This is a genomic window from Erythrobacter sp., from assembly GCA_019739335.1.
In the GTDB taxonomy this organism is placed as follows: Bacteria; Pseudomonadota; Alphaproteobacteria; order Sphingomonadales; family Sphingomonadaceae; genus Alteraurantiacibacter.
In genome coordinates this window covers 2,445,786-2,471,079 of sequence record CP073261.1, presented here as the reverse complement: position 1 = coordinate 2,471,079, position 25,294 = coordinate 2,445,786, and the positions used below count along the sequence as shown (strand labels likewise).

General features: G+C 64.0%; 23 protein-coding genes. 11 read left to right on the top strand and 12 right to left on the bottom strand.

Annotation, left to right across the window (positions count from 1 at the left end; genetic code table 11):
• Positions 1-77 precede the first annotated feature (77 nt).
• The 6 genes from JY451_12170 to JY451_12145 all read right to left on the bottom strand — a co-directional run bounded on the left by JY451_12170 (position 78) and on the right by JY451_12145 (position 7,491).
• Positions 78-1,682, bottom strand: coding sequence for a hypothetical protein (locus JY451_12170; protein ID QZH74425.1), 1,605 nt, complete (start codon positions 1,680-1,682; stop codon positions 78-80).
• Positions 1,683-1,692: 10 nt separating this feature from the next.
• The gene (locus tag JY451_12165) at positions 1,693-3,183 is read right to left on the bottom strand and encodes a DUF4139 domain-containing protein (protein ID QZH74424.1); all 1,491 of its coding nucleotides are present in this window, start codon (positions 3,181-3,183) and stop codon (positions 1,693-1,695) included.
• 180 nt (positions 3,184-3,363) lie between these two features.
• Positions 3,364-5,811, bottom strand: a complete 2,448-nt coding sequence (locus tag JY451_12160) for a response regulator (GenBank protein QZH76710.1) — start codon at positions 5,809-5,811, stop codon at positions 3,364-3,366.
• 11 nt (positions 5,812-5,822) lie between these two features.
• The gene (locus tag JY451_12155) at positions 5,823-6,344 is read right to left on the bottom strand and encodes a DUF2062 domain-containing protein (GenBank protein ID QZH74423.1); all 522 of its coding nucleotides are present in this window, start codon (positions 6,342-6,344) and stop codon (positions 5,823-5,825) included.
• A gap of 176 nt (positions 6,345-6,520) precedes the next feature.
• The gene (gene smpB, locus JY451_12150; protein QZH74422.1) at positions 6,521-7,003 is read right to left on the bottom strand and encodes an SsrA-binding protein SmpB; all 483 of its coding nucleotides are present in this window, start codon (positions 7,001-7,003) and stop codon (positions 6,521-6,523) included.
• 56 nt (positions 7,004-7,059) lie between these two features.
• Complete coding sequence (locus JY451_12145; protein ID QZH74421.1) at positions 7,060-7,491, bottom strand: copper-binding protein; 432 nt, start codon at positions 7,489-7,491, stop codon at positions 7,060-7,062.
• Between the two features lie 228 nt (positions 7,492-7,719).
• Here JY451_12145 and JY451_12140 point away from each other — a divergent pair, with 228 nt between their 5' ends.
• A complete protein-coding gene (locus tag JY451_12140; GenBank protein QZH74420.1) occupies positions 7,720-8,082 on the top strand; it encodes a hypothetical protein in 363 nt (120 codons plus the stop codon).
• A 132-nt stretch (positions 8,083-8,214) separates the two neighbouring features.
• On the opposite strand, the gene JY451_12135 is transcribed toward JY451_12140, so the two are convergent.
• Positions 8,215-9,459, bottom strand: a complete 1,245-nt coding sequence (locus tag JY451_12135; protein ID QZH76709.1) for a hypothetical protein — start codon at positions 9,457-9,459, stop codon at positions 8,215-8,217.
• Between the two features lie 186 nt (positions 9,460-9,645).
• Positions 9,646-10,527: a 4-hydroxy-tetrahydrodipicolinate synthase gene (locus JY451_12130; protein QZH74419.1), complete on the bottom strand. Its 882-nt coding sequence runs from the start codon at positions 10,525-10,527 to the stop codon at positions 9,646-9,648.
• Between the two features lie 67 nt (positions 10,528-10,594).
• Here JY451_12130 and JY451_12125 point away from each other — a divergent pair, with 67 nt between their 5' ends.
• From JY451_12125 to JY451_12105, 5 genes are all read left to right on the top strand, one after another.
• A complete protein-coding gene (locus JY451_12125; GenBank protein QZH74418.1) occupies positions 10,595-12,565 on the top strand; it encodes a lytic transglycosylase domain-containing protein in 1,971 nt (656 codons plus the stop codon).
• Positions 12,566-12,654: 89 nt separating this feature from the next.
• Positions 12,655-13,419 (top strand): DUF2189 domain-containing protein, encoded by a 765-nt coding sequence (locus JY451_12120; protein QZH74417.1) that lies wholly within the window; start codon positions 12,655-12,657, stop codon positions 13,417-13,419.
• 15 nt (positions 13,420-13,434) lie between these two features.
• A complete protein-coding gene (locus tag JY451_12115; GenBank protein QZH74416.1) occupies positions 13,435-13,920 on the top strand; it encodes a GreA/GreB family elongation factor in 486 nt (161 codons plus the stop codon).
• Positions 13,921-13,976: 56 nt separating this feature from the next.
• Positions 13,977-14,531 carry a sigma-70 family RNA polymerase sigma factor gene (locus tag JY451_12110; GenBank protein ID QZH74415.1) on the top strand — a complete coding sequence of 185 codons (555 nt, stop codon included), beginning with the start codon at positions 13,977-13,979 and terminating at the stop codon, positions 14,529-14,531.
• Complete coding sequence (locus tag JY451_12105) at positions 14,528-15,112, top strand: hypothetical protein (GenBank protein QZH74414.1); 585 nt, start codon at positions 14,528-14,530, stop codon at positions 15,110-15,112. The genes JY451_12110 and JY451_12105 overlap by 4 nt, the downstream gene beginning before the upstream one ends.
• Before the next feature lie 71 nt (positions 15,113-15,183).
• Here the strand turns inward: JY451_12105 and JY451_12100 are convergent, their stop codons facing one another.
• Together JY451_12100 and JY451_12095 are read right to left on the bottom strand one after the other, a co-directional pair.
• Complete coding sequence (locus JY451_12100) at positions 15,184-16,941, bottom strand: flotillin family protein (protein QZH74413.1); 1,758 nt, start codon at positions 16,939-16,941, stop codon at positions 15,184-15,186.
• Between the two features lie 38 nt (positions 16,942-16,979).
• Positions 16,980-17,618, bottom strand: a complete 639-nt coding sequence (locus JY451_12095) for a YqiJ family protein (protein QZH74412.1) — start codon at positions 17,616-17,618, stop codon at positions 16,980-16,982.
• A 182-nt stretch (positions 17,619-17,800) separates the two neighbouring features.
• Between JY451_12095 and JY451_12090 the strand changes: the two genes are divergently transcribed.
• Positions 17,801-18,286 carry a hypothetical protein gene (locus tag JY451_12090; GenBank protein QZH76708.1) on the top strand — a complete coding sequence of 162 codons (486 nt, stop codon included), beginning with the start codon at positions 17,801-17,803 and terminating at the stop codon, positions 18,284-18,286.
• 75 nt (positions 18,287-18,361) lie between these two features.
• Here the strand turns inward: JY451_12090 and JY451_12085 are convergent, their stop codons facing one another.
• Positions 18,362-19,030: a porin family protein gene (locus JY451_12085; protein QZH74411.1), complete on the bottom strand. Its 669-nt coding sequence runs from the start codon at positions 19,028-19,030 to the stop codon at positions 18,362-18,364.
• A gap of 269 nt (positions 19,031-19,299) precedes the next feature.
• Between JY451_12085 and JY451_12080 the strand changes: the two genes are divergently transcribed.
• The 4 genes from JY451_12080 to JY451_12065 all read left to right on the top strand — a co-directional run bounded on the left by JY451_12080 (position 19,300) and on the right by JY451_12065 (position 23,986).
• Complete coding sequence (locus JY451_12080; protein QZH74410.1) at positions 19,300-20,628, top strand: 23S rRNA (adenine(2503)-C(2))-methyltransferase RlmN; 1,329 nt, start codon at positions 19,300-19,302, stop codon at positions 20,626-20,628.
• Positions 20,621-21,214 (top strand): methyltransferase domain-containing protein, encoded by a 594-nt coding sequence (locus JY451_12075; protein QZH74409.1) that lies wholly within the window; start codon positions 20,621-20,623, stop codon positions 21,212-21,214. The genes JY451_12080 and JY451_12075 overlap by 8 nt, the downstream gene beginning before the upstream one ends.
• Positions 21,215-21,343: 129 nt before the next feature.
• Complete coding sequence (locus JY451_12070) at positions 21,344-21,802, top strand: glycine zipper 2TM domain-containing protein (GenBank protein QZH74408.1); 459 nt, start codon at positions 21,344-21,346, stop codon at positions 21,800-21,802.
• A gap of 120 nt (positions 21,803-21,922) precedes the next feature.
• Positions 21,923-23,986: an NAD(+) synthase gene (locus tag JY451_12065; GenBank protein ID QZH74407.1), complete on the top strand. Its 2,064-nt coding sequence runs from the start codon at positions 21,923-21,925 to the stop codon at positions 23,984-23,986.
• Here JY451_12065 and JY451_12060 read toward each other — a convergent pair.
• Entirely contained in the window at positions 23,983-25,242 is a 1,260-nt protein-coding gene (locus JY451_12060) for a PQQ-dependent sugar dehydrogenase (GenBank protein ID QZH74406.1), read from the bottom strand. The genes JY451_12065 and JY451_12060 overlap by 4 nt on opposite strands.
• Between the last annotated feature and the right edge of the window lie 52 nt (positions 25,243-25,294).

Here is a 25,294-nt window from a genome sequence, read left to right as displayed (position 1 = left end):
GAACAAGAGTGGAACGGAATTTTTGTTGGATTTGTGCTGACGCGGAAATTTCTCGCCAGGTTTCAAGGCAAAGTTGCCTAGTCGTTCACCGGCCGAACCCGCCAGCCCACCGTCCGCGTTCCATTGGCAGGAACGGTTGCTTCCACGATTCGCTGCCCCTCGTCCAGTTCCTCTCCCGCGCCGCTGAAATGCCATTGTGCGGGAAAGCCGAGGTAGAGCCGCACCGTTACCGGAACCGGATTGGCATTGCTCAGCGTCGCTTCCATCCTGGCCCAGCCGCCCTTGCCCTCGCGCGGATCGACACCGTCCACGGCGCGGCAGGTGGAGAAGACCTGCGTACTGGAACCCAGCCGGATGTCGACATCCTGCCCGCTCGCGTAATCGCGCAGCGAATCTTCAGCCACCAGCATCTCGCCGAGCGGCCCGCGCTCGAACACCGTCAGTTGTCCACTTGGCAGGGCAACGCCCAGCCCGTGCTCTTCGTCGTTGACCGTCTCCAACCGCATCCCCGTCGGCACCGGGCCGGTATTGCCCCAATCCCAGCCACTGCACGTGGCATCGTAAACCAATTCGCCTTCGACATTCTCTTCCTGCAGGAAGGCAACCTGCTTCAGGCCTTGCGCGTTCACGTCGACCGGCAGAGGGATGCGATAGAGCTTGAGGTCGCCCAGCGCTTCTTCCTCGGCTTGCATGGCTACGCCGACGACCATTTCCATCGCATCGGCCGCCCGCATCCGGGCGCCGGTCACCACGATCGGAGCAGACATCGGGGGGGGTGCGGGAGGCGGCGGCGGTGGCGGAATCCGAACCGGCGATCCTGCTGCCGTGCTCCCCAGCGGATAGCAGGTCAGCCGCAAGGGCCGCGCATCGGGTGGATCGGACAGTCCCTGAAAATTGCTTACCACGTTGAGCGTGCCCGCCACGGCCATCAGTTCCGCGCCGGGAAAGCTCTGGCCGTTGTCGTTGAGGATGGTCAGCCAGCTGGTCAGATCGAAACGCAGATCTTCCGCCTCGCGGCCTTCATGGATAGTGGCGACGTAGCTGGCTTCCCAGTCGAAACCCCAGGCGAGATAGGTGAGCGTGACCGTGTAGGTGCCACCGCTCTCATCTGCCGTATCGATGGTGAAGACCGGATTGGCGGAAAGCCCCTCCGGCACTCCGTCAAAGGTCAGGCGTTCGGGCAGGCCGGAACAGCGCACCGCCTCGTAACCCTCCGCCGTTTGCAGCACCAGCCCGCCATCGGCGCGGGTGCGGACTACGGCGCTTTCGGCCTGTTCCTCGCCCGTGGCGGGATCGGTGCGGGTGATCGTGACGCGGTTGCCCAGCATCCCGTCCACCAGAGCAGCGGGGCTGAGCAGGTCGGCGTTGCGGTTCTTTTCGATTGTCCCTCCGGGCAGGCCAGTGACGATCGCGGAGACCGCGACCATCCCCTCGGCCACACCGTCGAAGCGGATCGTCGAGCGGCCCGGCGGCAGCGTAACACTGCGGGTCTCGGAAATCATCGCGAAGCCCTGCGGCCAGTTCACGTTCATTGCCTGCCCGGTGCCGCGATTGGGATCGCGATAGACGGTGACGGCGAGACTTTCGGGCGCGGATGCCTCGACTACGGCGCGATCCTGCGCGGCTGCCGGCAAACTGACAAAAGCCGCGACGGAAATGAGCAAGGCCGTGATGCGGCGCACCGCCCCGCCCCTAGTACCGCGACTCGTAAGTCACGCGCACCACGCGCTCGCCATTGGCGGGCACGGTGACGCGGTAGAGGCGTTCACCGAAATTGATCTGCTCGCCTGCAATATCCTCCGAAACAACCCGGAAGTCGCGGCCCCACCAGCCCTGATCGAGCCCGCCTTGCGTCAGTTCGACCTCCACCGGCTCGGGCTTCGCATTGGTGAAGGTATAGCGCATGGTGGTGCGGTAGTAATCGACCGAGCGATCCACCTGCACTTCGCGCACCAGCTCGCCATCTTCGAACACGCGATAGCGGGCGCTGCGTTCGTATTCGGCGGCGGTGATGACCGCGCGGTTCTCCACCTCGGCCTGCATGTAGACATCGAAGGCATCGCCGGTGCGCAGGCTGAGCGTGCTGCCCATCGGCGTATGGCCGATGCCGTTCTCGCCGATGAATTGCGGATTACCCTCCGCATCGTTCTGGTAAAAGCGCACCGTTCCTGCGGGAAGCGCATCGCCCAGCCCGCCCTCACGGCTGGAATTGAAGCTGATCGCGGTGGAAGCGGGGCGGAAATCGCTGTCGCTCTGCAACCAGCCGCTGCCAATCGAATAGACGCGCCGTGCGGGCACGGCCTGGACATCGAGGAAGCTGACCTGCTTGGTCTGGGCATTGGCAATCGTGGTGCGGCCCTCGATCGGGTAGAGGTAGAAATCGCCCAACCGTTCGCGGTCGGCGGTTTGCGTGCCAGGGCGGACCAGATCGGGACGCGGTCGCCCGCCACTGCCGGCATTGGGATTGCCTGCCACCAGCAGCGTATCGGCGTTGTGGAAGGTGGTGCCGGTGTTGTTGGTCAGCGTCACCCATCCCTGCATGTCGACCGTTCCGCGCGTCTCGTCATAGAGCGCGACATAGTCGCTGCTCCAGCCGAGGCCCGGCGTCAGGTAGCGGATCGAGGCTTCGCGGGTGCCACCGCGTGTCGAATCCAGCGTGACCGATAGCGTCGGGCGGGCGCGCAGGTTGGGCGGCACGCCGTCGAAGATCACCCGCACCGGCAGGCCATCGTCGCGCAGCACTTCGATCCGCTCGCCGATCCGCACCACCACCCCGCCAGCGGTGGAAAGCACTTCGGCCTGTTCGCGGGTTTCTACTCCGGTGGCGGGATTGGTGCGCACCAGTGTCACCGTCTGGCCGATGGCCTTTTCCATCAGCTTGGCCGGAGTGAGCAGGTCGAAATCGAAGTTCTGTTCGATGATCCCGGTGCCATCGGCGGCGAAACTCACTGTCTGCGGGCGGATCTGTGCCGAGACATCGGGGAATTCGATGCGGGTGCGACCGCGCGGGATGTTCAGCTGGCGAACATCCTGCACCAGCGCCTGGTTGTTCTGGTAGATCGTCACCGAGACATCGCCCTGCGCGGTTTCGCCGGAGCCGGGGTCTGCCTGGTCCTGCGCGAACGACGGGGCGGCGAGTGCCGATGCTGTGAGCAGTGCGGCGGCGAACAGGCGCTTGGTCATCTGGATTCCCCTCTGGCAGGCGATCCCGCAGGGCCGCATTCTTTGATATAAGGTATCACGGCCTGTATGGTCGATGAATGGCAGAGTGACGCAAGCTTGAGGGGCAGGCAATCGCGAATTTCAGAAGCAGGAGCCTTCGCGCTCGCGGGGAAGAAGCTGCACCCGAGGTGCCTGACAGGATCAGTTCCGCGACACTTTCCCCAGGACAGCGCCCACCTTCTCGCCGATCTGCTTTACGCTGAAGGGCTTGGCGATGAAGTGCATGTTTTCGATGTCGATCTCGCTGCGCAACTGTTCCTCGGCATAGCCGGACATGAAGAGGATCGGCAGCTGCGGCTTCTGCTTTCGTATCTCCCTTGCCATTGCCGGGCCGTCCATGCTCGGCATGACGACATCGGTCAGAACCATGTCGAAGCGATCGGGTGCCGCGCGGAACGCTTCGAGACCTTCATCGCCGTCGCTCGCGGTAACTATCATGTAACCCTGCCGCGCCAAGGCCCGTTCGGCCACCGCGCGGACCATGTCCTCGTCCTCGACCAGCAGGATCGTGCCGCCGCCGGACCATTCGCGCACCTGCTCTTCCGTCTCGATCTTTTTCAGATCCTCCTCGGTCATGTGGTGCACCGGCAGATAGATGGTGAACCGCGCTCCCCTTACCTTGCCGTCCGGCCCCTTGGCATTGCTGGCAAAGATGAACCCGCCAGATTGCTTGACGATTCCATAGACTGTGGACAACCCCAGCCCGGTGCCCTTGCCCTGCTCCTTGGTGGTGAAGAAGGGTTCGAAGATCTTGCCCAGCACGTCGGGCTTGATCCCGCCACCGGTGTCCTCCGCGATCAGCACGGTATAATCGCCCGCCGGGATGATTTCGCTGCCCATGCGCCGGATGTCGCGCGCTTCCACACGGCGGGTGGCAAAGGTTAGCGTGCCCGCCGATCCTTCACCGCCACCCGCGGTCTGGATTGCATCGCGCGCGTTCACCGCCAGATTGATGATGACCTGCTCCAGCTGGCGCGGATCGGCGCGGACATGGCCGAGATCGCGGTCATGCCGGACGTTGAGCGTGATCTTCGCGCCGAGCAGTCGCTTGAGCAACTGGCTGACTTCGGAAATGATATCCGGCAGCTGGATTACTTCGGGTTGCAGCGTCTGCTGGCGACTGAAGGCGAGCAACTGCCGGGTCAGGCTGGCCGCGCGGTTGGAATTGGCCTTGATCTGCTGGATATCGTCGTAATCGCTGTCACCGGGCGTGTGCCGCAGCAGCATCAGGTCGCAATAGCCGATGATCGCGGTCAGCACATTGTTGAAATCGTGCGCCACCCCGCCTGCAAGCTGTCCGACGGCCTGCATCTTGGTCGCCTGCGCCACCTGCCGCTTCAGGCGCGCTTCCTCGGTGGTGTCGGCGAGGCTGATGAGCACGGCAGATTCGCCCAGCCCGCGCACACCGGCCATGCCCATGCTCACCGGCTCATCCGGATCGCTGCGCAGCCGCACGGCGATATCGCCCGCGCTGGCAGGGCCTTGGCCATAACGGCGCACCGCATCGGAAATCGCCGTCTTGTCGCGCGCCACCACGATATCGCCGGGATATGGCGGCAAGTCACCCGCATCCAGACCCGCCGCACGGCGGAAAGCGGGATTGGCGTAAAGGAAATGACCGTCACGGTCGGTGGTTGCAAGACCAAGCGGCAATTGTTCGAGCAGGCTTTCCAACTGTGCCGCCTGCCCCTTTGCCTCCCCGCTCCAGCCGCCCAGCCCTATCCCCGCATCGATCAGCAACATCAGCGATGGCGCCTGCGCTGCAGCCTTGCCCGGCACGCTTTCGCGCGCTGCCTCACCGGGGTCGGCGAGGGGTACCTGCACCAGCGTTTGCGGGCTGCCCTTCTTGCCTTCGCGGGCGAAATAGATCCGCTCGCGCTCGTCGGAGCGCAGCAGGCGGACGAATTCCTGTCCGGTCATCCGCGCGGTCTCGTCCCCAAAAGCGCGGCGTGCCAGCGCCGGGTTGCCTGCCCGCACCAGCCCGTCAGCGGAGACGAGCGCAACCGCAATCCCCGCCGCATCGAGCACGCGGCCAAACACACCGGTGATATGCTTGCCAATGGCCACAAGCGGCTCTGCCCGCACGATCGGGGCGAACCGCCAGATCAGGTAATCCTCCGCCCGCCCCGCGCGCACGGCGGTGGCAGTCCAGCTGTTGTCCTCGTCGGCAATGGTGACGGCATCGCTCTTGCCATCGCGCCAGACGGTCCGCGCCAGCCGCGCGAGCAAATCGGCGCTGGCCCCGTCCACCGGCAGCCGCGGCGGGCCGTTGGCCGAACCAAACCACAGTTCGAAGGCGGAGTTGGCGCAGACCAGCCGGTTGGCGCGATCGGTAATGGCAATGGCCAGATCGGGCTGCTCGATCGCTGCCACGGTCACCGCCCAATCGGGCATGTCGGCCTGCTGGGTCGTGACGTTCCCGGCTGGCAGGCGACCGGCCACGAAGCCGACCAGACCGAGCACTACCAGTCCCCCGGCATAGGCCAGCGTCGCGGTGAGGCTGCCGGTCGCATACTGCACCAGCGCCACACTGGCGAGCACGGCGGCGGCAACGGCCAAACCGTCCACCAGTCGCCGCGATTCCTGCATATTGACCAGATTCATTCGGCGGGCTGTACCAGCCTGCGTCGCGCAGGTCGCCTGGTCCATCTACGCGCGACCACGACCCTCCACAGGACGCTTGAGACCAGATAGCCGACCGCTGCCGTAACTACCGAGAGTACAATAAACCCGAAGGCAGTGACCCCGGCGGTTTGCAGCCACCAGCCGAAATCGACCCACGGACTCTGCTCAAGCGCTGCCTTGGCATTGCCGAAGGTCTGCGGATCGACTTTCAGCGTAAACCGCCCGACCTTGTTTGCCACCACCAGCCAGAACGGCACGGTGAACGGATTGGTGACAAAGGTAATCAGCGCCGCCACTGGCACATTCGCCCGCGCCGGAAGTGCAAGGAAGGCGGCAAGGAAAATCTGCCCCAGCGGAATGATGAAACCGGCAAACAGCCCCAGCGCCACGCCGCGCGGAACCGAACGGCGGGTAAACCGCCACAATTCCGATCGCCCGAAGCGGTGGGCAATGGGCGCAAGGTATTTGTTGCGCTCCATATCGGAACGCTCCGGCATTTTCGGCACCTTCGCCGAAAGCCATCTGATCGCCTTGCTAACCATAAAATCGCCAAAAATCCGCCTGAGCGCCTTACACCTTTCGGAACCCAATCCAAGGTGGGGATAGACGAGAGGATAACAATGTCAGCTTAACGGCGCGCGTAGATTTGCGACAGCGCCCGAAAAAGACCGGATCAGGCCTTTTCGCGCATGATCCGCGCCTTGTCGCGCTTCCAGTCGCGGTCCTTGATCGTCTCGCGCTTGTCGTGCGCCTGCTTGCCCTTGGCCAGCGCCAGTTCCACCTTGGCCCGACCCTTACCATTGAAATAGACGCTCAGGGGCACCAACGTCATTCCCTTGCGCTCCACCGCGCCGAACATCTTGTTGATTTCGCGTTCGCTGAGCAGCAGCTTGCGCGGGCGCTTGGGTTCGTGGTTCTCGCGGTTGCCGTGGCTGTATTCGGGAATGTTGGCGTTGATCAGCCAGACCTGCCCGTCGCGCACTTCGGCATAGCTTTCGGCAATCGTACCCTCGCCGCCGCGCAGCGCCTTCACTTCGGTGCCCTGCAAGGCCAGCCCCGCCTCGAACACATCCTCGATAAAGTAATCGAACCGCGCGCGGCGGTTTTCGGCAACGATCTTCTGCTTGTCGAACACGGGCGGTTTGGGGCGGGCCATAGCGGGGCCATGTAGGCGCTCGCAGGCGTTGTGCAAACCCCGCCGCGCGCGAGCCGTCAGCGCACCACGATGGAGCCCGACATGCCGAGCACCGAATGGCCAAGATGGGTGCAATCGAGATCGTAGCCGCCCGCCGCCGGGATCAGCCGCAGTTCCACCCTGCCCCCCGGGGCAACCTCCACCTCGCCATCGGTAATCACCGCTGCATCGCTCGCCGCGATCTGCGCCGCCGCAAAGAAGCCGGGTGCAGAGAAATTGTGCCCGCCGCTCGCGTTGTTCACCAGCACCAGCACCACCGGCCTATCCGCCGCCAGCGAGATCGTGCGCGGTTCGAAGGCGAAAGAGTCGAGCACCACTTCCACCCGCTGTGCCTCGGCAAAGGCCACCGAAGCGGGTGCAATGCGCGGGGTGATGGTCTGCGGAATGCCGCAGGAAGCGAGCAGCGCGATGAGCGGCAGGGCGATGAGGCGGGGGGTGAGAATGATCAAACTCCTGTAATCCAGCGCCCCTGCTTTGGATTGCTCTACGTCCTCACCGCTTCGGGTGCTAGTTCAAATCATCCGGCAGAGGTGGAGTGGTCAAGATCGCCATAGGCTGATGCCCCAAGTAGCCATATCCGCACCGCCCGCTCACACTCTACTTTCCCCTTGAGCAGCAGGGCTCTACAGCATTCATAATGCCGCAACTTCCGGACTTGTTTTAGGGGAAAATCTTCAATGCTATTGTCAGCCTTGTTACTCGCCCAGTCCTTCAATGCGCTTGCCGTGATGAATGACGCGCAGTTCTGCGAGGTGTTCCAGCGCAATATCGGGCAGCTTGCCGACCAGAACTCGGCGCCTTTTTTCATCCCTCGCCCCAGCGTCGATTGCCCCAACAAGCGCATTGCCGTCACGATCCACATTGCCTCAAGCGGAAACGACTTCACTTCGCTTCACCAGAATTTCGTGGCCAATGCCCGGTCGGGCATATGCAACCTGTCCGATCCTACAATGGCCACATTCCACGAACGCGGTTGGCGATATGCATATCGCTTCGTGGCTCAGAATGGGGAAATGGTGAACGTTACGCTCAATTGCTGAGTGTAACTCCACCGCGACTTTGCTTCACATACCGGGTGAGGCGTCACGACAGGCAAAGCTTAGTCAATCGTGGCGGCTATGCTTCGACAGGCTCAGCATGAGCGGAAGTGGTGAGTTGCCATGCAAGACTCACTACCGCAAATCCTCCGGCAGCGTCGGCGTGTTCAGGATTCCGATGAACCGCTCCCACCGCTTCGCCATGTCCGCCCCGCCCGCTTCCACCGCGTTGCCGACGATCTCCTGCCCCAGCCCGTAGTTGATCACGTAGCTGCGGTAGGTATCCATGAACCGCAGCGACTGGACTGCACGTTCGCGGCTCATCAGGCGGTATCGCATCGAGGCTTCGATCGCCTGCTCGCGGGTCATCGTGCCGTCGAGATAGCCCGCGGCGATGGTGTAATAGGCGCCGGAAAGCCTGTCGGTCGCTTCGCGCAGGTCGTAGTAGGCCTGCAACTGGCTCACATCGATTCCCGCCATTGGCGCGAGAACGTCTCGCTCGTATTCGAGCTGGCTGTCGCCGGGAAAGGCCAGTTCCACCCCGTATTCGGCGCTGCCTTCGGATATGATCGCGCGCGGCGAATAGAGCGGCAGCAGGGTATATTCGATCTGGCCGAGCGCATTCACCCGGTCCCGCTCGATCAGTGTGGAATAGACGTGGTGGCCGGGGTAGGCCTCGTGGCAGCCGACATCCACCGCGCGGTCGAGCCGGGTGGGCAGATCGGTGTTGATCTCGATCACCGAGTGATAATCGCCCTGGTAATAGTTGAACCCGCCCCACGGCTTGTCGGTGACAAGGCTGAGCTCGAAACTCTCGCTTGCAGGCAGCGGGATATGCGGCAGGGTACGGGCGCGGCATTCGGCCACGGCGGCGTCGATAACGCTACGCAGTCGATCGTTCGGGATGATGAAGCGATCCTGGAAGGCATTGACCCTCTCATGAAGCGGGACGTTCTCTCCTTCTGGGCCGGGGACAAGTCGGTCGATCTCGGCAAGCACCGGATCGAGCGTGGTCAGGTCGATCAGTTCGGGCCGGACGCCGAACAGGCCCTCGGCCTCGTCCTGAAACGGGATTTCCTCCCCGCGCAGCATCCGCAGCCGGACCTTGGCGCTGCCCAGCATGGCGCGCAGGTAACGCACCCTCTCGGCCTCGGCACTGCCCGGCGCTACCCGCAGCGAACCCAGCGTGGTATCGAGCGCCAGCACGCGGGCCTGCAGGATCGGCAGCGTGGTCTCGGCATCCTGCGCGGCGGCGGCACTGGCCAATTCCTCCGGCCCGTAATAGGCATCGACATAGCCCGGGTCCTTTTCCCCGATGGCAAGCTGCACGGCGAGATACTGCCGCGCAAGCTCGTCGAGCGCGGGCGGCGGGACGTTCATCGTCGAGCAGGATGCGAGCGCGAGGGCGACGGGGGCGAGGAGGAGGTTTTTCATACAGTATTTCCCTGACTTCGTCATTGCGAGGAGCCCGTAGGGCGACGCGGCAATCCATCTCCCAACGTTTCGATCGCAGGCAACGACGGGAGATGGATTGCCGCGTCGCTTCGCTCCTCGCAATGACGAGGCTTATACAAGTCCAGCAATCTCCATCGCCGCGTCCACCGCCGCTTTCGCCGCATCCGAACACTCGATAATCGGCAGCCGAACTTCGGGGGAGAACCAGTCGAACAGCTTGCCCAGAGCGTATTTGGCGGGTGCGGGGGAGGCGTCGGCAAACATTGCCTTGTGCAGCGGATAAAGCTTTTCGTTGAGTTCGCGCGCGGTCGCGTAGTTCCCCGAAGCCGCCGCAGCGTGGAAATCTGCGCACAGCTTCGGCGCGACATTGGCGGTTACCGAAATGCAGCCCACCTGCCCCAGGGCATAGCCCGCCAGCACCAGCGGATCGTCGCCCGAAAGCTGGCAGAATTCTGGCCCCGCACCCATCCGATGCTGGACCACGCGCTGCAGATCGCCGCTGGCATCCTTCAGCGCCACGATCTTGCCGGGAAAGCGCCGCGCCAGTTCCACCACCGTATCGGGCTGGATATCGGTCACCGTGCGCCCCGGCACGTTGTAGAGCACGATCGGCAGGTCGGCACGCTCGGCCAGGTAGCTGAAATGCGCCAGCAGCCCCGCCTGGCTCGGGCGATTGTAATAGGGCGCGACCAGCAGCAGCGCGTCGGCCCCGGCGATCTGCGCTTCCTTGATGTGCCACAGCGCGGTCTGCGTATCGTTGCTGCCGGCCCCGGCAATCACCGGCACCCGCCCCGCCGCCTGCTCGGCACAGGTCTTGATGATGAGGTGATGCTCGTCATTATCGAGCGTCGCGCTTTCGCCGGTTGTCCCGCATGGCACCAGCCCGGAGGAGCCGCTTTCGATCTGCCAGTCGATAAATTTCCGATAGGCCGATTCGTCGAACGCTCCGTCCCTGAAGGGGGTTGCCAGCGCGGGTATCGATCCTGAAAACATGGTATGGCCGCTCCCGGCTTTGCAAAAATTGATCTATTCATGGCCTGATAAGGAGAGGCCAAGCAGTATGTCCAGCATGGTTCGACATTCCCTTTACGCGCTTCTCGCCGCCACCGCCATCTCTGCTCCCGCCACTGTGCTCGCACAGGATGCGGGAGAGTGGGACCGCAACCGTGCCAGTCTGGTCGCCCAGCAGCCGGGGCCGATGGCGGGAGAGATCGCCCGCTGGGAACGATTGTGGGAAGACAGCCGCCGCCGTTCGGGCGGTGATCCCGATCCGCAGATTTCTTTCGCTGAATACGCGCGTTTCCTGAGCGCCAATCCCGGCTTCCCGGAAGAACTGGCATTGCGCGCCGCTGCCGAACATCGATTACGCAGCGAATTCACCGATCCGCAGACGCTGACCGGCTTCTTTGCCGGGCGCGATCCGGTCACCAATCACGCCCGTGCGCATTATGCCCTCGCGCTAAGCGGGCAGGATCAGGCAGCTGCGCAACGCTGGGCGCTTGAGGCATGGCGCGGTGGGGAAATGAGTCCGACCGCCGAAGCGGCGATCTATTCGATGTTCGGCAACCAGTTCACGCAGGATGATAACGACCACCGGATGGATGCCCTGCTGTGGCAGCGCGATCCCGATTCCGCCGTGCGCCAGCTCGACCGCGTCTCGCCCGACAGCCGCCGCCTGTTCGCCGCGCGGCTCGCCATTTTGCAGGGCGGCGACGGGGCGACCGATGTCGCCTTTGCGCGCAGCGATCCCGGCTATCTCTACAACCGCAGCCGCGAATTGCGGCAGGAAGGTCGTGCGGGGGAAGCGGTGCGGATGATCGTGGACGGGCCGCCACTCGCCGCCCTGCCCTTCGACCGCACGCTGTGGATCACCGAGCTGCTCGCCGTTGCGCGCGAGGCAGGACGCGCCGATTCGGTACGCATTGCCGCCCGCGCGCAGGAAGCCTTCGCGCCGGGCGAGGATATCTCCGGCATGGCCTACAGGCTGCGCGACGATTACACCTCGCTGATGTGGCTGGGCGGGACCAACGCACTCTGGCACCAGGGCGACGGGGCCACTGCCGCGCCGCTGTTCTATCAGTACGGTGCCGCGGCACGCACCAGCCAGACCCGCTCCAAAGGCTTTTTCTGGGCGGGCGAAGCCTACCGGCAAGCAGGCATGACCGCCGAGGCTAACCGCCTCTACGAAATGGCGGCGCAATATACCGACCGGTTCTACGGCCTGATGGCGCTCGAACGGCTGGGCCGCGAAATTCCCGCCTATGCCGAAGCGCCTGCGGGAGAGCCTACTCCGGAAGAACGGCAGGCCTTCCTTGCCAAGCCGATCACCCGCGCCACTGCCGAAGTCGCGCGCGATGCGCCGTGGTCCACCGGCATCCGCTTCTACCGCGCGATTGCCGATCAGGCCGAGACCGTGGGCGAACACGTGCTGGTGGCTGACCTTGCGCGCGAAATCGGGCGGCGCGATCTGGCGGTGAACCTCGCCGATGCTGCGGCAGCAGACGGCCACCACGGCTTCACCCGCATCGGCTTCCCCACGCTGCAAACCCCGCCGGGAGCCAACTGGACGCTGGTCCACTCGATCGCGCGGCAGGAAAGCCAGTTCGCGCTGAACGCGATCAGCCATGCGGGCGCACGCGGCTTGATGCAGTTCATGCCCGCCACCGCGCAGGAAGAGGCGCGACGCGCGGGCGTGCAGTACTCGGCCAGCGCGCTGATGGACGATCCCGAATATGCGATGCGGCTGGGGTCGAACCATATCGAGCGGCTGGTGAGCTATTACGACGGCAGTTACCCCCTCGCCATCGCCGCCTACAACGCCGGACCGGGCAACGTGAACCGCTGGCTGCGCGAAAACGGCGATCCGCGAACGGGCTCGGTCGACTGGCTGCGCTGGATCGAGGAAGTCGGCTTCTTCGAGACCAAGAACTACATCCACCGGGTGATCGAAAACGCGGTGGTCTATGAGCAGCTCTATCCGCAGAACGCGAGTATGGGTCGGAGCCGGGATGTCAGCGATTTCCTGAGGTGAGGTAGTCCGTCAAGAAAGAGCAATGCTTGACCTCCGTCAATGTTGCGCCTGTTCGCCCCGGCTAGCCATGCTGCGGGGAGGAATGGGGTATGAAAACAGAGGCTGTTCCGGTGCGCTTTGCGGTAGCCGAGGACCTGACCTTTGCCGATCTTCGCGCAGCCCTCGCCGCCGGATGGGCGGACTATCGCGCGCATCCGCTGTTCGGGCTGTTCTTCGCCGCGATCTACGTCATCGCCGGGATGGCACTGGTGCAAGCCTTGCAGAGCCGCGGGGCGTTCATGTGGTGGATGGCGGCCATCGCGGGCTTTCCCCTCCTCGCCCCCTTCACTGCCGTCGGTCTTTACGAGGTCAGCCGCCGACGCGAGGCTGGCTTGCCGCTGCACTGGAGGCCGGTTCTCGGCGCTCTGCGCGGACGCGGGGACGAGCAACTGCTGCTGATGGGCGGCATCCTGTTCGTCGGCTTCAGCTTCTGGGTGATCCTGGCGCACGGGATTTTTGCCATCTTCATGGCCGATGCGGGCATGGGAGGGGAATCGCTGGCGGCGCTGCTGAGCCCGGCAGGCATCGCCATGCTGGCAGTGGGCAGCGCGGTTGGCTCACTGGTCGCCCTGTTCTTCTACGCGATCACCGTGATCAGCCTGCCGATGCTGGTTGATCGCGACGTCGACTTCATCACCGCGATCATCGCCAGCCTTGCCACGTTGCGGGCGAATACCGGCGTGGTGATTGGCTGGGGCGTGCTGATTGCGGCAATCCTGTTCGTGTCGATGCTCCCCGCCTTCCTGGGCTTGCTGGTGACATTGCCGGTACTCGGCCACGCGACCTGGCACCTCTATCGCCGCGCCGTGCGCTAGGCTAACCGCCGGGGAATGTCCGACAAGACCTCCCCCATCACCCCCGCAGGCCTTGCCGCATTGAAGGCGCGGTACGACCACCTGCTCGGCACCGAGCGGCCCGCAATCGTCGAGATCGTCAGCTGGGCGGCGGGGAACGGGGATCGCAGCGAGAACGGCGATTACCTCTACGGGCGCAAGCGAATGCGCGAAATCGATCGCGAACTGTCCTATCTCGCCAAGGTGATGAAGCATGCCCAGGTGGTCGATCCGCGCCGCCAGCCGGACAAGAGCCGGGTGTTCTTCGGCGCAACCGTGACCATTGCGGATGAGGACGATGCGGAGCGGGTGCTGACCATCGTCGGCGACAAGGAGCAAGATGCCAGCGCGGGACTGGTCGGCTGGTCCAGCCCGATTGCGCGGGCCTTGCGCGGGGCAAATGTGGGGGACTTGCGGACTGTTGTGCTGCCGGGCGGGACCAAGGAATGGGAAGTGCTGGCGATCGCCTACCCCGAAGACTAACAAAAATAATTCGCGCCGACGTGTAAGACTTCCCCCGCCGCAGCGACTACCTTTGCATGGCACGAGGGGAAAACAGTTTGGAACCGACCGCAACAACGCAGGACGTGCGCTATCGCGAAGCGGCCCGGACTTACGCCGCCGCCATAGAACGGCTGGCGCGGGGCTATGAAGCGGATGCCGATCTGGCGCGCGATCTGGTGCAGGATATCCACGCCGCGCTCTGGCGCAGCTTCGCCTATTTCGAGGGCCAGTGCTCGCTGCGCAGCTGGGTCTACCGGATCGCACACAACGTGGCGGTAAGCCACATCCAGGCCGCGCGGCGCGCTCGTCCGGCCTCCGGGCGTTGCGGACTGGAGGAAATCGACCAGCTCGCCGCGCCCGACGATATCGAGCGCGAAGCGAGCGAGAGCCAGCTTGCCCGGCGCCTGCTCGCCACGATCCACCGGCTGAAGCCCGCCGACCGGCAAGTGATGCTGCTCTATCTCGAAGAACTGACCGCCGAGGAAATCGGCGATGTGACCGGCCTTTCGGCGGGCGCGGTCGCCACCCGCATTCACCGCCTCAAGTCACTGCTGGCAGAGGCATTCCAAACCGAGGAGTTCGACGCATGACCCCTGAAGAATTCGCCCGCGAAAGCTGGCGGGCCGGAGCGCCTGCCGCCCCGCTCCCCTCGCTGGAAGAACTGCGCGCCCGCGCCGACCGGTTTCGCCGCAAGATAGTTTGGCGCAACTGGATCGAATATATTGCCGGGGCCGTCGTGATCGTGGCCTTCCTCGCCATGGCGATTTTCGTCCCGCTTCCCGCCTTGCGGATCGGCGCAGCGCTCATCATCGGAGGAACGGGCGTGGTAATGTGGCAATTGCACCGGCGCGCAAGTCCGCTCACACCGATGGAACACGGCGGACAGTATTCGCTGCTCGACTATCAGCGGCGCGAGCTGGTGCGCCAGCGCGATGCTATCGACAGCGTGTTCACCTGGTACCTGTTGCCGTTAATCCCCGGCATGGCCGTGGTGATGGCGGCGCCGCTCCTCTCCACTCCCTTGAACCGGTGGGCAATGCCCCCGGCGGACGCCTTGATGTCGATGGGTTTCGTGGTGGGAGTATTTGCGGCAATCTACGCGCTCAACAAGTGGGGCGCACGACAGCTCCAGCGCCAGATCGACGAGATCGATGCGATGCGTTCCGCCTGAAGCACCAAGCATACAAAAAAGGGAGCGCTGGCACGATCCAGCGCCCCCATTCTTGGATTCTATCGTCAGGTCTATTCGGCGACCTCCGTTTGGTCTGCGTCGTCAGCCTTCTTCGCCCGGCCGCGTGGCTTTTCCGGCGAGAACAGGCTCGGCGTATCCTCGACGTCCGCCAGCGATGGCATGACTGCCGAATGGCTCAGCGCCGCGCCTTCCACCAGCTTGCCGAGCGAGCTTCCGTCCAGCCCAAGTTCCTTCATCAGTCCGTCCAGCACCGGCGCCTGCGCGCGATAAGCCAGCGCTGCCGCTACCGCGTCGTTGGCCAGATTGCCCGATCCGCCGCCCGCACCGCTGCCGTTGCCAGAACCGGCAGGGCCGGTGCGCTGGGTCAGACCATCGACCTGCACGATCTTGATCGAATCGATGGCTTCCATCGGCTTCGCGCTTTCGCGGATCACTTCCGGCAGTACTTTCAGCAGCGCCAGCTTGGTCTGCAGGCTGATCTGCTCCATCGAGAGGATGTTCGCTGCCTCGTTGATGGCCCGCTGGCCCGCCGCCTCGACTTCGAAGCGCACGCGCGCAGCATCGGCGCGCAGCTTCTCGGCATCGGCCTCACCCTGGGCTTCGAACTTGACAGCGGCGGCGCGGTTGGTGGCAGCGTCCTTTTCTGCCTCGGCTTCTACCTTGATCTTGATCGCATCGCGCTCGGCGATCTTGGCGGCTTCGATCAGCTCGATCTTCTTCTGCCGCTCGGCGATCTCGCTTTCACGCGCTGTGGCGACCTGCTCCTCTGCCTGCACAGCCAATGCGCGCGCTTCGTCGGCTTCGGCCCGCGCCTGGCTTTCCTCGCGGCTCTTGTTCTGCACCGCGATCTGCTGTTCCTGCCGGGCGATCTCGAGCGCGCGAACCTGATCGATGCGGGCTTCCTCCACCAAGCGGTCGGCCTCGATCTGCTGCGCGTCGACCTGCTTCTTGGCTTCGATCCGCGCCGCGTCGGCTTCGCGCTGGCGCTCGGCCTGCTGGCTGGCGATTTCAGACATCTGCGAAGCGCGGCGGATTTCCACCTCGCGCTCCTGCTCCAGCCGCGCATATTCCTGATCGCGCTTGATCTGGAAGCTCTTCTGGTCCGCCTCCAGGTTCTTGGTTTCCATCTGCACGCGGGTGTCCTGCTCGATGTCATTGCGCAGCTTCTTGCGCGCTTCGATCTGCTCGGTCAGCTTCGTCAGGCCCTCGGCGTCGAAGGCGTTGTTGGCGTTGAAGTGCTCGATGGAGGTCTGGTCGAGCCCGGTGAGCGAGACCGATTCCAGCTCCAGCCCGTTCATGGCGAGATCGTTCGAGGAGACCTGCTGCACCTTCTGCACGAAGTCGGCGCGCTGTTCGTGCAGCTCGTTCATCGTCATCCCCGCCGCGACCGAGCGCAGCGCATCGACGAACTTGCCTTCGACCAGATCCTTGAGCATTTCGGGCTGCATGGTGCGCTGGCCCAGCGTCTGCGCCGCCATCGCAATCGCGCTCGCATCGGGACGCACACGGACGTAGAATTCGGCCTTCACGTCGATCCGCAGGCGATCGAGCGTGATCAGTGCCTCGCTGTCGCGGCGGATCACCGGCAGCACCAGTGTGTTCATGTTGACGGGCATGGTTTCGTGGAACACCGGCAGCACCAGTGCGCCACCGTTCATCACGACCTTTTCGCCGCCCACGCCGGTGCGCACGAAGGCCGTTTCCTTCGAGGCCCGCCGGTATAGCTTGGCGAGGAACATGAGGATCGCGAGGACCGCGACTACCAACAGGACAATGCCGATCATTCCGGCGTCGAACAGAAATTCCATGTCGTCTCCTCGCTTTCAAACTTTTATACTGACCTTGCTCAGTTGAGCGGGGCCAAACTACGTTCCGCCAAAGGTACCCCGAAAAACTTTTCCCCCTCGCGTCGCACCAGCAGCACATCGTCGCCCGCCGGGATCACGCTGGCATCTTCGTGCGGCTCCACCATGACATAGTGCGCCAGGCCGTGGCGATCGTGGACGCGCGCGCGGGCAGGCGAATTGCGCGCCGACTTACCCTCAGTAATCTGCGCGCGCCGCCCGACCAGGCTGTCGAGCCCCACGGCACTCGTCTCGTCCTGTGGCATGATCCGCCCCAGCGGGCGCACCAGGGCGGAGGTGAATGGCAGGCTCGCGCCGCCTGCGATCACTGCGGCAAGCCAGGCGTAGAGCGGCGCGCCGGTCAGTTCTTCAGCAAAGCCCTGCACGCCCAGCCCGATCACCGCGAACAGCAGCAGGAAAACCATCAGCCAGACGAAAAACGGCACCCTGCCAAGTCCGAGCAATGTCGCCAGCGCCCCGCCCAGTCCTGCGGAGGTGGGGTCGGCCATGCCGTCCGCATCGACATCCGCATCGGCGAGGAAATCGAAATCCCCCAGCCCGATCACCTGCAAAAGGCCGAGCAACAGCATGGCCCCCGCGGCAATCGCGAAGGGCAGGTTGTGATCGGCAAGCAGGCTCATTTCTCTCACCGCCAACCGCACTTTGCCGGGTGGCGCCTTTCTGTTGTCGGGTTTTCAGGAGAACCCCCTCCGTCCAGAAGGGTGTAGGATAAATGCGCAAAATGCGCCAGAAAAACCGGACAATGCCGCTGTCGATTTTCGGGGTTCCGCCCAGTCCTCCGCGTCCCCTATAAGTGGTGCCCGTGCTGCGCCTGCTTCCCCTCCTGCTGCTCCTGTCCTCCGCTCCGCTCTGGGCGCGCGACAGTCTGGGCGTGTTCGGCGATTGGGGTGCTTTCCGCGATCCGGAAGTGCCGCGCTGCTATGCCATTGCAGAAGCGGAGAGCAGCAGTGCGCGGCGGGACTTCCAGCCCTTCGCCAGCGTCGGCAATTGGCCGTCTCGAAGCATTCGCGCACAAGTGCACTTCCGTCTCAGCCGGGAATTGGCCGACAGCCCCCGGGTCCAGCTCGCCATTGGCGGGGAACGGTTTACTCTTACCGCTGGTGACGGCGATGCCTGGGCCACCGATGCCCGCGCCGATGCCGCTATCGTCGCCGCGATGCGCTCGGCCAGCCGCATGAGCGTGAGCGCCTCCGACAGGCGCGGTAATCGCTTTACCGATCGCTACAGTCTCGATGGCGCGGCCACAGCCATCGATGCGGCTGCAGTGGGTTGTGCGCGGCGCTCCTGAACCGCCTTATTATTGGGCGCACAAAAAGGGCCGGAGGATTGCTCCCCCGGCCCTTTCTCGACGATCTGACCGAAATCAGAAGCGCAGGCCAACGCCCGCCATCACCTGATGACGATCAACGTCGATATCGAATTCGCGCAGCGGATCGGAGCTATCCTCGTAATTGACTTCGGCATCCGAGTAATTGGAATAGCGATACTCCACCTTCACGAAGGCATTTTCGCTGACTGCCTGCTCGACACCGGCACCGATGCGGAAGCCGTCGGTGTCGACGTTGCGGCTGAGTTCGGTCTCTCCATCTCTGGCAAGGGTGTCGAACCGGGCGTTGGTATAGCCACCCTTGACGTAGGCCAGCGTGCTCGGAGTCGCGAGGATGCCCGCCCGGGCGCCCACGTAGATGTCCCGACCTGCGCCAACGCGGCCGAGGCCGAAGTTGCCGAAATCGCCGTCTTCGTTGAATTCGGCATCGGCAGTCGAATCGGTCAGTTCAGCTTCGAGCCCGAGGACGACGCCGCCGACGGCCATGTCATAGCCGACGCCCACGCCGTAGACGAAGCCTTCGGCGCTCTGGTCATCGTTTTCGTTCATGTCGTTATCAATGCTGCTGCCGGCCTGCGAAATGTCGAAACCGCCCACGCCTTCGACGCGAAGGCCGGTAAAAGGCGAATTGTCCTGTGCCGCAGCGGGAACCGCCAGCGAAGCTGCAATACCCGACGCGAGGATGAGTGCGAAACCCTTTTTCATAAATACTCCATGTGTTTGCCGTCCGGCCAAATCGTCCGGACGTGGAACAGCAGAATGCGGCAGGAGAAGCTCTGTTTCATGAACCTCATACAACGCGAAAGGTGTTGCGTATCAGCAACATAATGATGCGACAGGGGGTGCTCCGATTACGGCAAGCCGGAGGAACGAAAGCGACTGAGGAGCTGTTCGCGCGCGCTCGCCAGTCCATAATCTGTTCAACCGCCACTGCCTTTGCAAAGTGGCCGCTCTCGCTTATATGCGCGGCTCCCATGACCGATACGACACTCATGAGCATTCCGGGGCAAGTGGACCCGGTTCCCGTCGCGCGTGACATCACGCCGCGCGCCGATGGCCGCGTGGACCTGATCGGCCTGCCCCGCCAGCAGATCGCCGACCTCTTCGCCGAAGCCGGGCTCGACGCGAAGCAGGCCAAGCTGCGCGCACGGCAGGTGTTCCATTGGCTCTATCATCGCGGCGTCACCGAATTCGACGGCATGACCGACATCGCCAAGACCATGCGGCCATGGTTGGCCGAGCGGTTCGTGATCGGGCGGCCCGAAGTTGTCCAGGCGCAGCACAGCACCGACGGGACGCGCAAGTGGCTGCTGCGCACCGCCGATGGGCACGATTTCGAAATGGTGTTCATTCCCGATGCGGACCGGGGCACGCTGTGCGTGTCCAGCCAGGTGGGATGCACGCTCAACTGCACCTTCTGCCACACCGGAACGATGCGACTGGTGCGCAACCTGACGCCGGGCGAGATCGTCGGCCAGGTTATGCTGGCGCGCGATGCACTGGGCGAGTGGCCCAAGGCGGGCAACTCCAGTCATCCGAGTCCCCGCGCAGGCGGGGACCTCAGGTCAACTGGTGCTGAATCTCCTGAGACCCCCGCCTACGCGGGGGATCACGATGCGTGGGATGACGACGATGGCAGCGACTACACCGCCGATGGCCGCCTCCTCACCAACATCGTGATGATGGGCATGGGCGAACCGCTCTACAATTTCGACAACGTCAAAGGCGCGCTCAAGCTGGTGATGGATGGTGACGGGCTGGCCCTGTCGCGCCGCCGCATCACGCTTTCCACCAGCGGCGTGGTACCGATGATGGGCCGTTGCGGCACGGAAATCGGAGTAAACCTCGCCGTCTCGCTCCACGCCGTCACCAAGGACATTCGCGACGAGATCGTGCCGATCAACCGCAAGTACGGGATCGAGGAACTGCTTCAGGCCTGCGCCGACTATCCCGGTGCCAGCAATGCGCGGCGGATTACCTTTGAATACGTGATGCTGAAGGACAAGAACGACAGCGATGCCGATGCGCGCGAGCTGGTGCGGCTGCTGAAGGCCTACAAGCTACCCGCGAAGGTCAACCTGATCCCGTTCAATCCGTGGCCGGGCACGCCATACGAGTGCTCCACTCCTGCGCGGATCAGGCGGTTTTCCGAAATCGTTTTCGAAGGCGGCATTTCCGCCCCTGTCCGCACTCCGCGCGGGCGCGATATCGATGCCGCCTGCGGCCAGCTGAAAACCGCCGCCGAGAAGAAGAGCCGCGCGCAGGTCGATCGCGAGGCACTGGCGCTCGCCACCGGTGAGTGATCCGGCCACCCTCGCCTACTACGAGAAAGCCGCACCGCGCTACACGCTGAGCTTCGGGCAGGCGCCCAGCCGCCATCTCGACGCGTTCCTCGACCTGCTGGAGCCGGGCGCAGAAATTCTCGAACTCGGTTGCGGCGGCGGGCGGGATGCGGCGCGGATGGTGGAGCGCGGCTTCCGCGTTTATGCGACAGACGGCGTTGCGGCAATGGTGCGCAAGGCGAATGAGCGCTTCGCCGTTGGCGCGCGACAGATGCGGTTCGACGAACTGGTGGCGATCGAGCGATACGACGCGGTCTGGGCGCACGCTTGCCTGCTGCACGTTCCCAGGGCGGACCTGCCAGACGTGCTCGCAGCGATCCAGCGCGCCTTGCGCCCCAACAGCTGGCACTACGCCAGCTTCAAGCTCGGTGACGGCGAAGGGCGCGATCTGCTGGGTCGCTTGCACAATTTCCCCGATCCCGACTGGATAGCCGCTGCATATCGCGACTCAGGCTTCCTGATCGAAAAGGACAAGACATGGACCGGCGAAGGCGCAGACGGCACGGTACGTGACTGGATCTCGCTCATCACCCGCAAGCACGGCTGACCGCAACAGGTGAACGGTTCGTCCCTGAATGGGATTCCCAACGAAGCGTTCATCTCCGGTTGGGATTACCTGAACGATAACCAATGACGGCAACCAGACAAATGCCCGAATCGGAAAGGTAGAAACGCCATGAACAAGACCCTGCTTGCATTAGCCGCGGCCACCTCGCTGGCCCTCCCCGCCGCGCCCGCGATGGCGCAGGGCGGCCCCCCTTCCTGGGCACCCGCGCACGGCTATCGCGACAATGATCGCGGTTACGACCGGTATGATCGGTACGACCGCCGCGACCAACGTCGCGATCGCCGCGATCGGCGCCATGCCCGCAATGACCGCTATGACGACTACGGCCGCTACCGCGAACCGCGTCGCATCAACCGTGGTGACCGCGTTTGGCGCGGCAACGATGGCCGCTATTACTGCCAGCGTGACAATGGCACCACCGGCCTGATCATCGGCGCTGCCGGCGGAGCCCTGCTCGGCCGCGAGATCGACGGCGGACGCGATCGCACCGTCGGCACGATCCTCGGTGCCGCGCTCGGTGGCCTGCTGGGCCGCGAGATCGACCGGGGTGAAGCGCGCTGTCGCTAAGCGCTCTTCCTAAATGACGAAATAGCGCCACTGCTCTCTTCCCCTCCGAGCAGTGGCGTTTTTCGCATAGATTGCTTCGCTTTTTACGCACAGGTCGCAATTCTGCGCTAATGCCGGAACATGACCGAACGGACGCACCCCTTCTTCGACATGCACATGCACGGCTTCGTGCGCGTCGCCACCAGCACTCCCAAAACCCGCACGGCCGACGTCACCTACAATGTGGCCGGGATCATCGATCAGGCGCAGGCCGCGCATGAGCGCCACGTCGACCTGCTGCTCTATCCCGAACTGACCGTATCGTCCTACGCGATCGATGACCTGCACATCCAGGCGGCGCTGCTCGAAGCGGTGGAGGCCGGGATCGAGAACGTCCGCGCGGCCAGCGAGGACCTGACACCCGTGCTTGTGATCGGCGCCCCGCTGCGGCGGAACGGGCGGATCTACAACTGCGCGGTGGTAATCGCGCAGGGCGAAATTCTTGGCGCTGTTCCCAAGAGCTACCTGCCCAATTACCGCGAATTCTACGAAAAGCGCTGGTTCGCGCGCGGCAACAAGTGCCGGAACCTGTGGATCGGCGTGAACGGCGAAGAAGTGCCGTTCGGTGTGGACCTGATCTTCGCCGCGAGCAATCTGCCCGGCTTCACTTTCGGCGTGGAGATCTGCGAGGATTTCTGGAGCCCCACCCCGCCCGGCACCATGGCAGCGCTGGCCGGCGCGACGATCCTGCTCAACCTTTCGGCCAGCAACATCACCATCGGCAAGTCGGACGAGCGGCACATGCTCTGCCGCTCCAGTTCCAGCCGCAATGTCTGCGCTTACGCCTATTCGGCCAGCGGCTTTGGCGAAAGCACGACCGATCTGAGCTGGGACGGCCAGGGCATGATCTACGAACTGGGTGACCTGCTGGTGGAAAGCGTCCGGTTCGAGCTGGAGCCCGAACTGTGCCTGGCCGATGTCGATACCGCGCGCATTCTCAACGACCGGATGCGGATGGGCACTTTCAACGATGCCGCCGAAGATGCCGGGCGACCCGAGGACAGCTTCCGCACTATCGGCTTCGAACACGCTTGTGCCGAAGGCGATATCGGGCTGAAGCGGGCCATCCGCCGTTTCCCTTTCGTCCCCAACCGGCTCGAAAAGCTCGATCAGGACGCTTACGAGGCGTTCAACATCCAGGTCGATGCGCTGATGCGCCGAATGATGGCGACGCGATCGAAGGCGCTGGTGATCGGCATTTCGGGCGGGCTCGATTCGACCCATGCGCTGATCGTGGCGGCCAAGGCCTGCGACACGCTGGGCCTGCCGCGCAGCACAATCCACGGCTATACCATGCCCGGTTTCGCTACTTCGGAAGGGACGAAATCAAACGCGTGGAAGCTGATGCGCGCCTTCGGGATCACGGCGGAGGAAATCGACATCCGCCCCGCCGCGCGGCAGATGCTCGCCGACATGAACCACCCCTTCGCTGACGGCGAGCCGGTGCACGACGTGACTTTCGAGAACGTGCAGGCGGGACTGCGCACCGATTACCTGTTCCGGCTGGCCAACCATCATCACGGCTTCGTGATCGGCACCGGCGACCTGTCCGAACTGGCGTTGGGCTGGTGCACCTATGGCGTGGGCGACCAGATGAGCCATTACGCGGTCAATTCGGGCGTGCCGAAGACGCTGATCCAGTACCTGATCCGCTGGGCGATCCGCAGCGAGCAGTTCGATGCCGAGGTCGACGCGGCGCTCGAAGAAGTCCTGTCGATCGAAATCAGTCCGGAACTGGTCCCTCCCGGCGAGGACGGCGCGATACAGTCGACCGAAAGCATCATCGGCCCTTACGAACTCAACGATTTCTTCCTCCACCACGTGATCCGCTGGGGTCATTCGCCCAGCCATGTCGCCTTCCTGTGCTGGCATGCGTGGAAGGACGCCGCGGAAGGGGAATGGCCGCACGAATTCCCTCACGCGAAGAAGAACGCCTACGATCTGGCGACCATTCGCGGCTGGCTGGAGAAATTCCTCCTGCGGTTCTTCCAGACCAGTCAGTTCAAGCGCAGCGCCTTGCCCAACGGGCCGAAGGTGAGCGCGGGCGGCGCGCTCTCCCCGCGCGGAGACTGGCGCGCGCCGAGCGATTCGGTGGCCGATGTGTGGCTGGCGGAGTTGCGCGGAAAGGTGCCGGAAAGCGATTAACCGCGCGGTGTGACGCGCACCAGAGCGCCGTCCACCTGGTCGGTCAGCAGGTAGAGCGCCCCGTCTGGTCCCACCTGCACATCTCGCCAGCGCTGGCCGAGTTCGCGCAGCAGCACTTCCGGCTCGCCCACCGGACTGCCCATGGCATCGGTTTCGTAGCGCAGCACTCCCTGGGTGAAGCTGGCGAGCAAGAGGTCGCGGTTCCAGTCGGGGAAGGCCTCGCCCGCGTAAAAGGCAAGATTGCCAGGATTGAAGCTCGGCGGGCCGAACACCAGAACCGGATCGATTATGCCCGCCACGTCGCGCACGCCTGCGGCGGGTTCGTTGTTGTAATGCTGGCCCTGCGTCACGCTCATCCAGCCGTAATTGCCGCCGCGGAGGATGCGGTTGACTTCGTCCCCGCCGCGCGGGCCGAATTCGCTTTCCCAAAGCTCTCCGGTGAAGGGATTGATCGTCAGGCCCAGCGGGTTGCGATGGCCGGTGGACCAGGTGCGCGGCTCATGCCCCTCGCGTCCTACCCACGGGTTGCCGGGTGGAACCGAGCCATCGTCGTTCAGCCGGAAAATCTTGCCATACTGGTTCGCCGGGTCCTGCACCCGTTCGCCCCAGTTGCGATCGCCGCTGGAAACGAACAGGTAGCCATCGGCATCGAACAGGATACGCCCGCCGTAGGAACCGAAGGCCGGTCCCTGTCCGCAGCAGCGTTCCGGCAGCGGCATCGCCCCGTACCAGGTATTGGCGACGAAGATGTCTTCCACCTGCGTCAGTTCGTGCGACCCAGCCTCCCATCGCCCGCGCATCACTGCCAGTGTGGAGACGCTCGGATCGTTAGGATCGATCTTGGAATAGGCCATGTAGACCAGCCGGTTGCTGGCGAATCGGGGATGCAGGGCAATGCCCTTCAGTCCGGCAATTCCCACCGTGTACATGGCGGGCAGTCCGGTAATCGGATCGGGATCGAGATTGCCTGCTGCATCGATATGGCGCAGCCGTCCGACCCGTTCGGTCACCAGCATCCCGCCTTCGGGCAGGAACACCATGCCCCAAGGCCGCTCCAACCCGCGCACCAGCACTTCGGCGTGGATCGACGCTTGCGCTGTCTCGTAGTCCCACGGCCCTTCACCAAGCGCAGCACTCTGGAAAGGCGGCGGACCGGGCGGCGGAGTGATCTGCGGTGCGGGCGCATCCTGCGCGGTAGCGCAACCACTCGCGAACAAAAGAACAGCCGTGCAAGCGATCATCGCCTTGCGTATCATGCAAACCTCTCCCAACGCGGGTATTGCGTGCCCCGCGCATGTTTCTATCGTG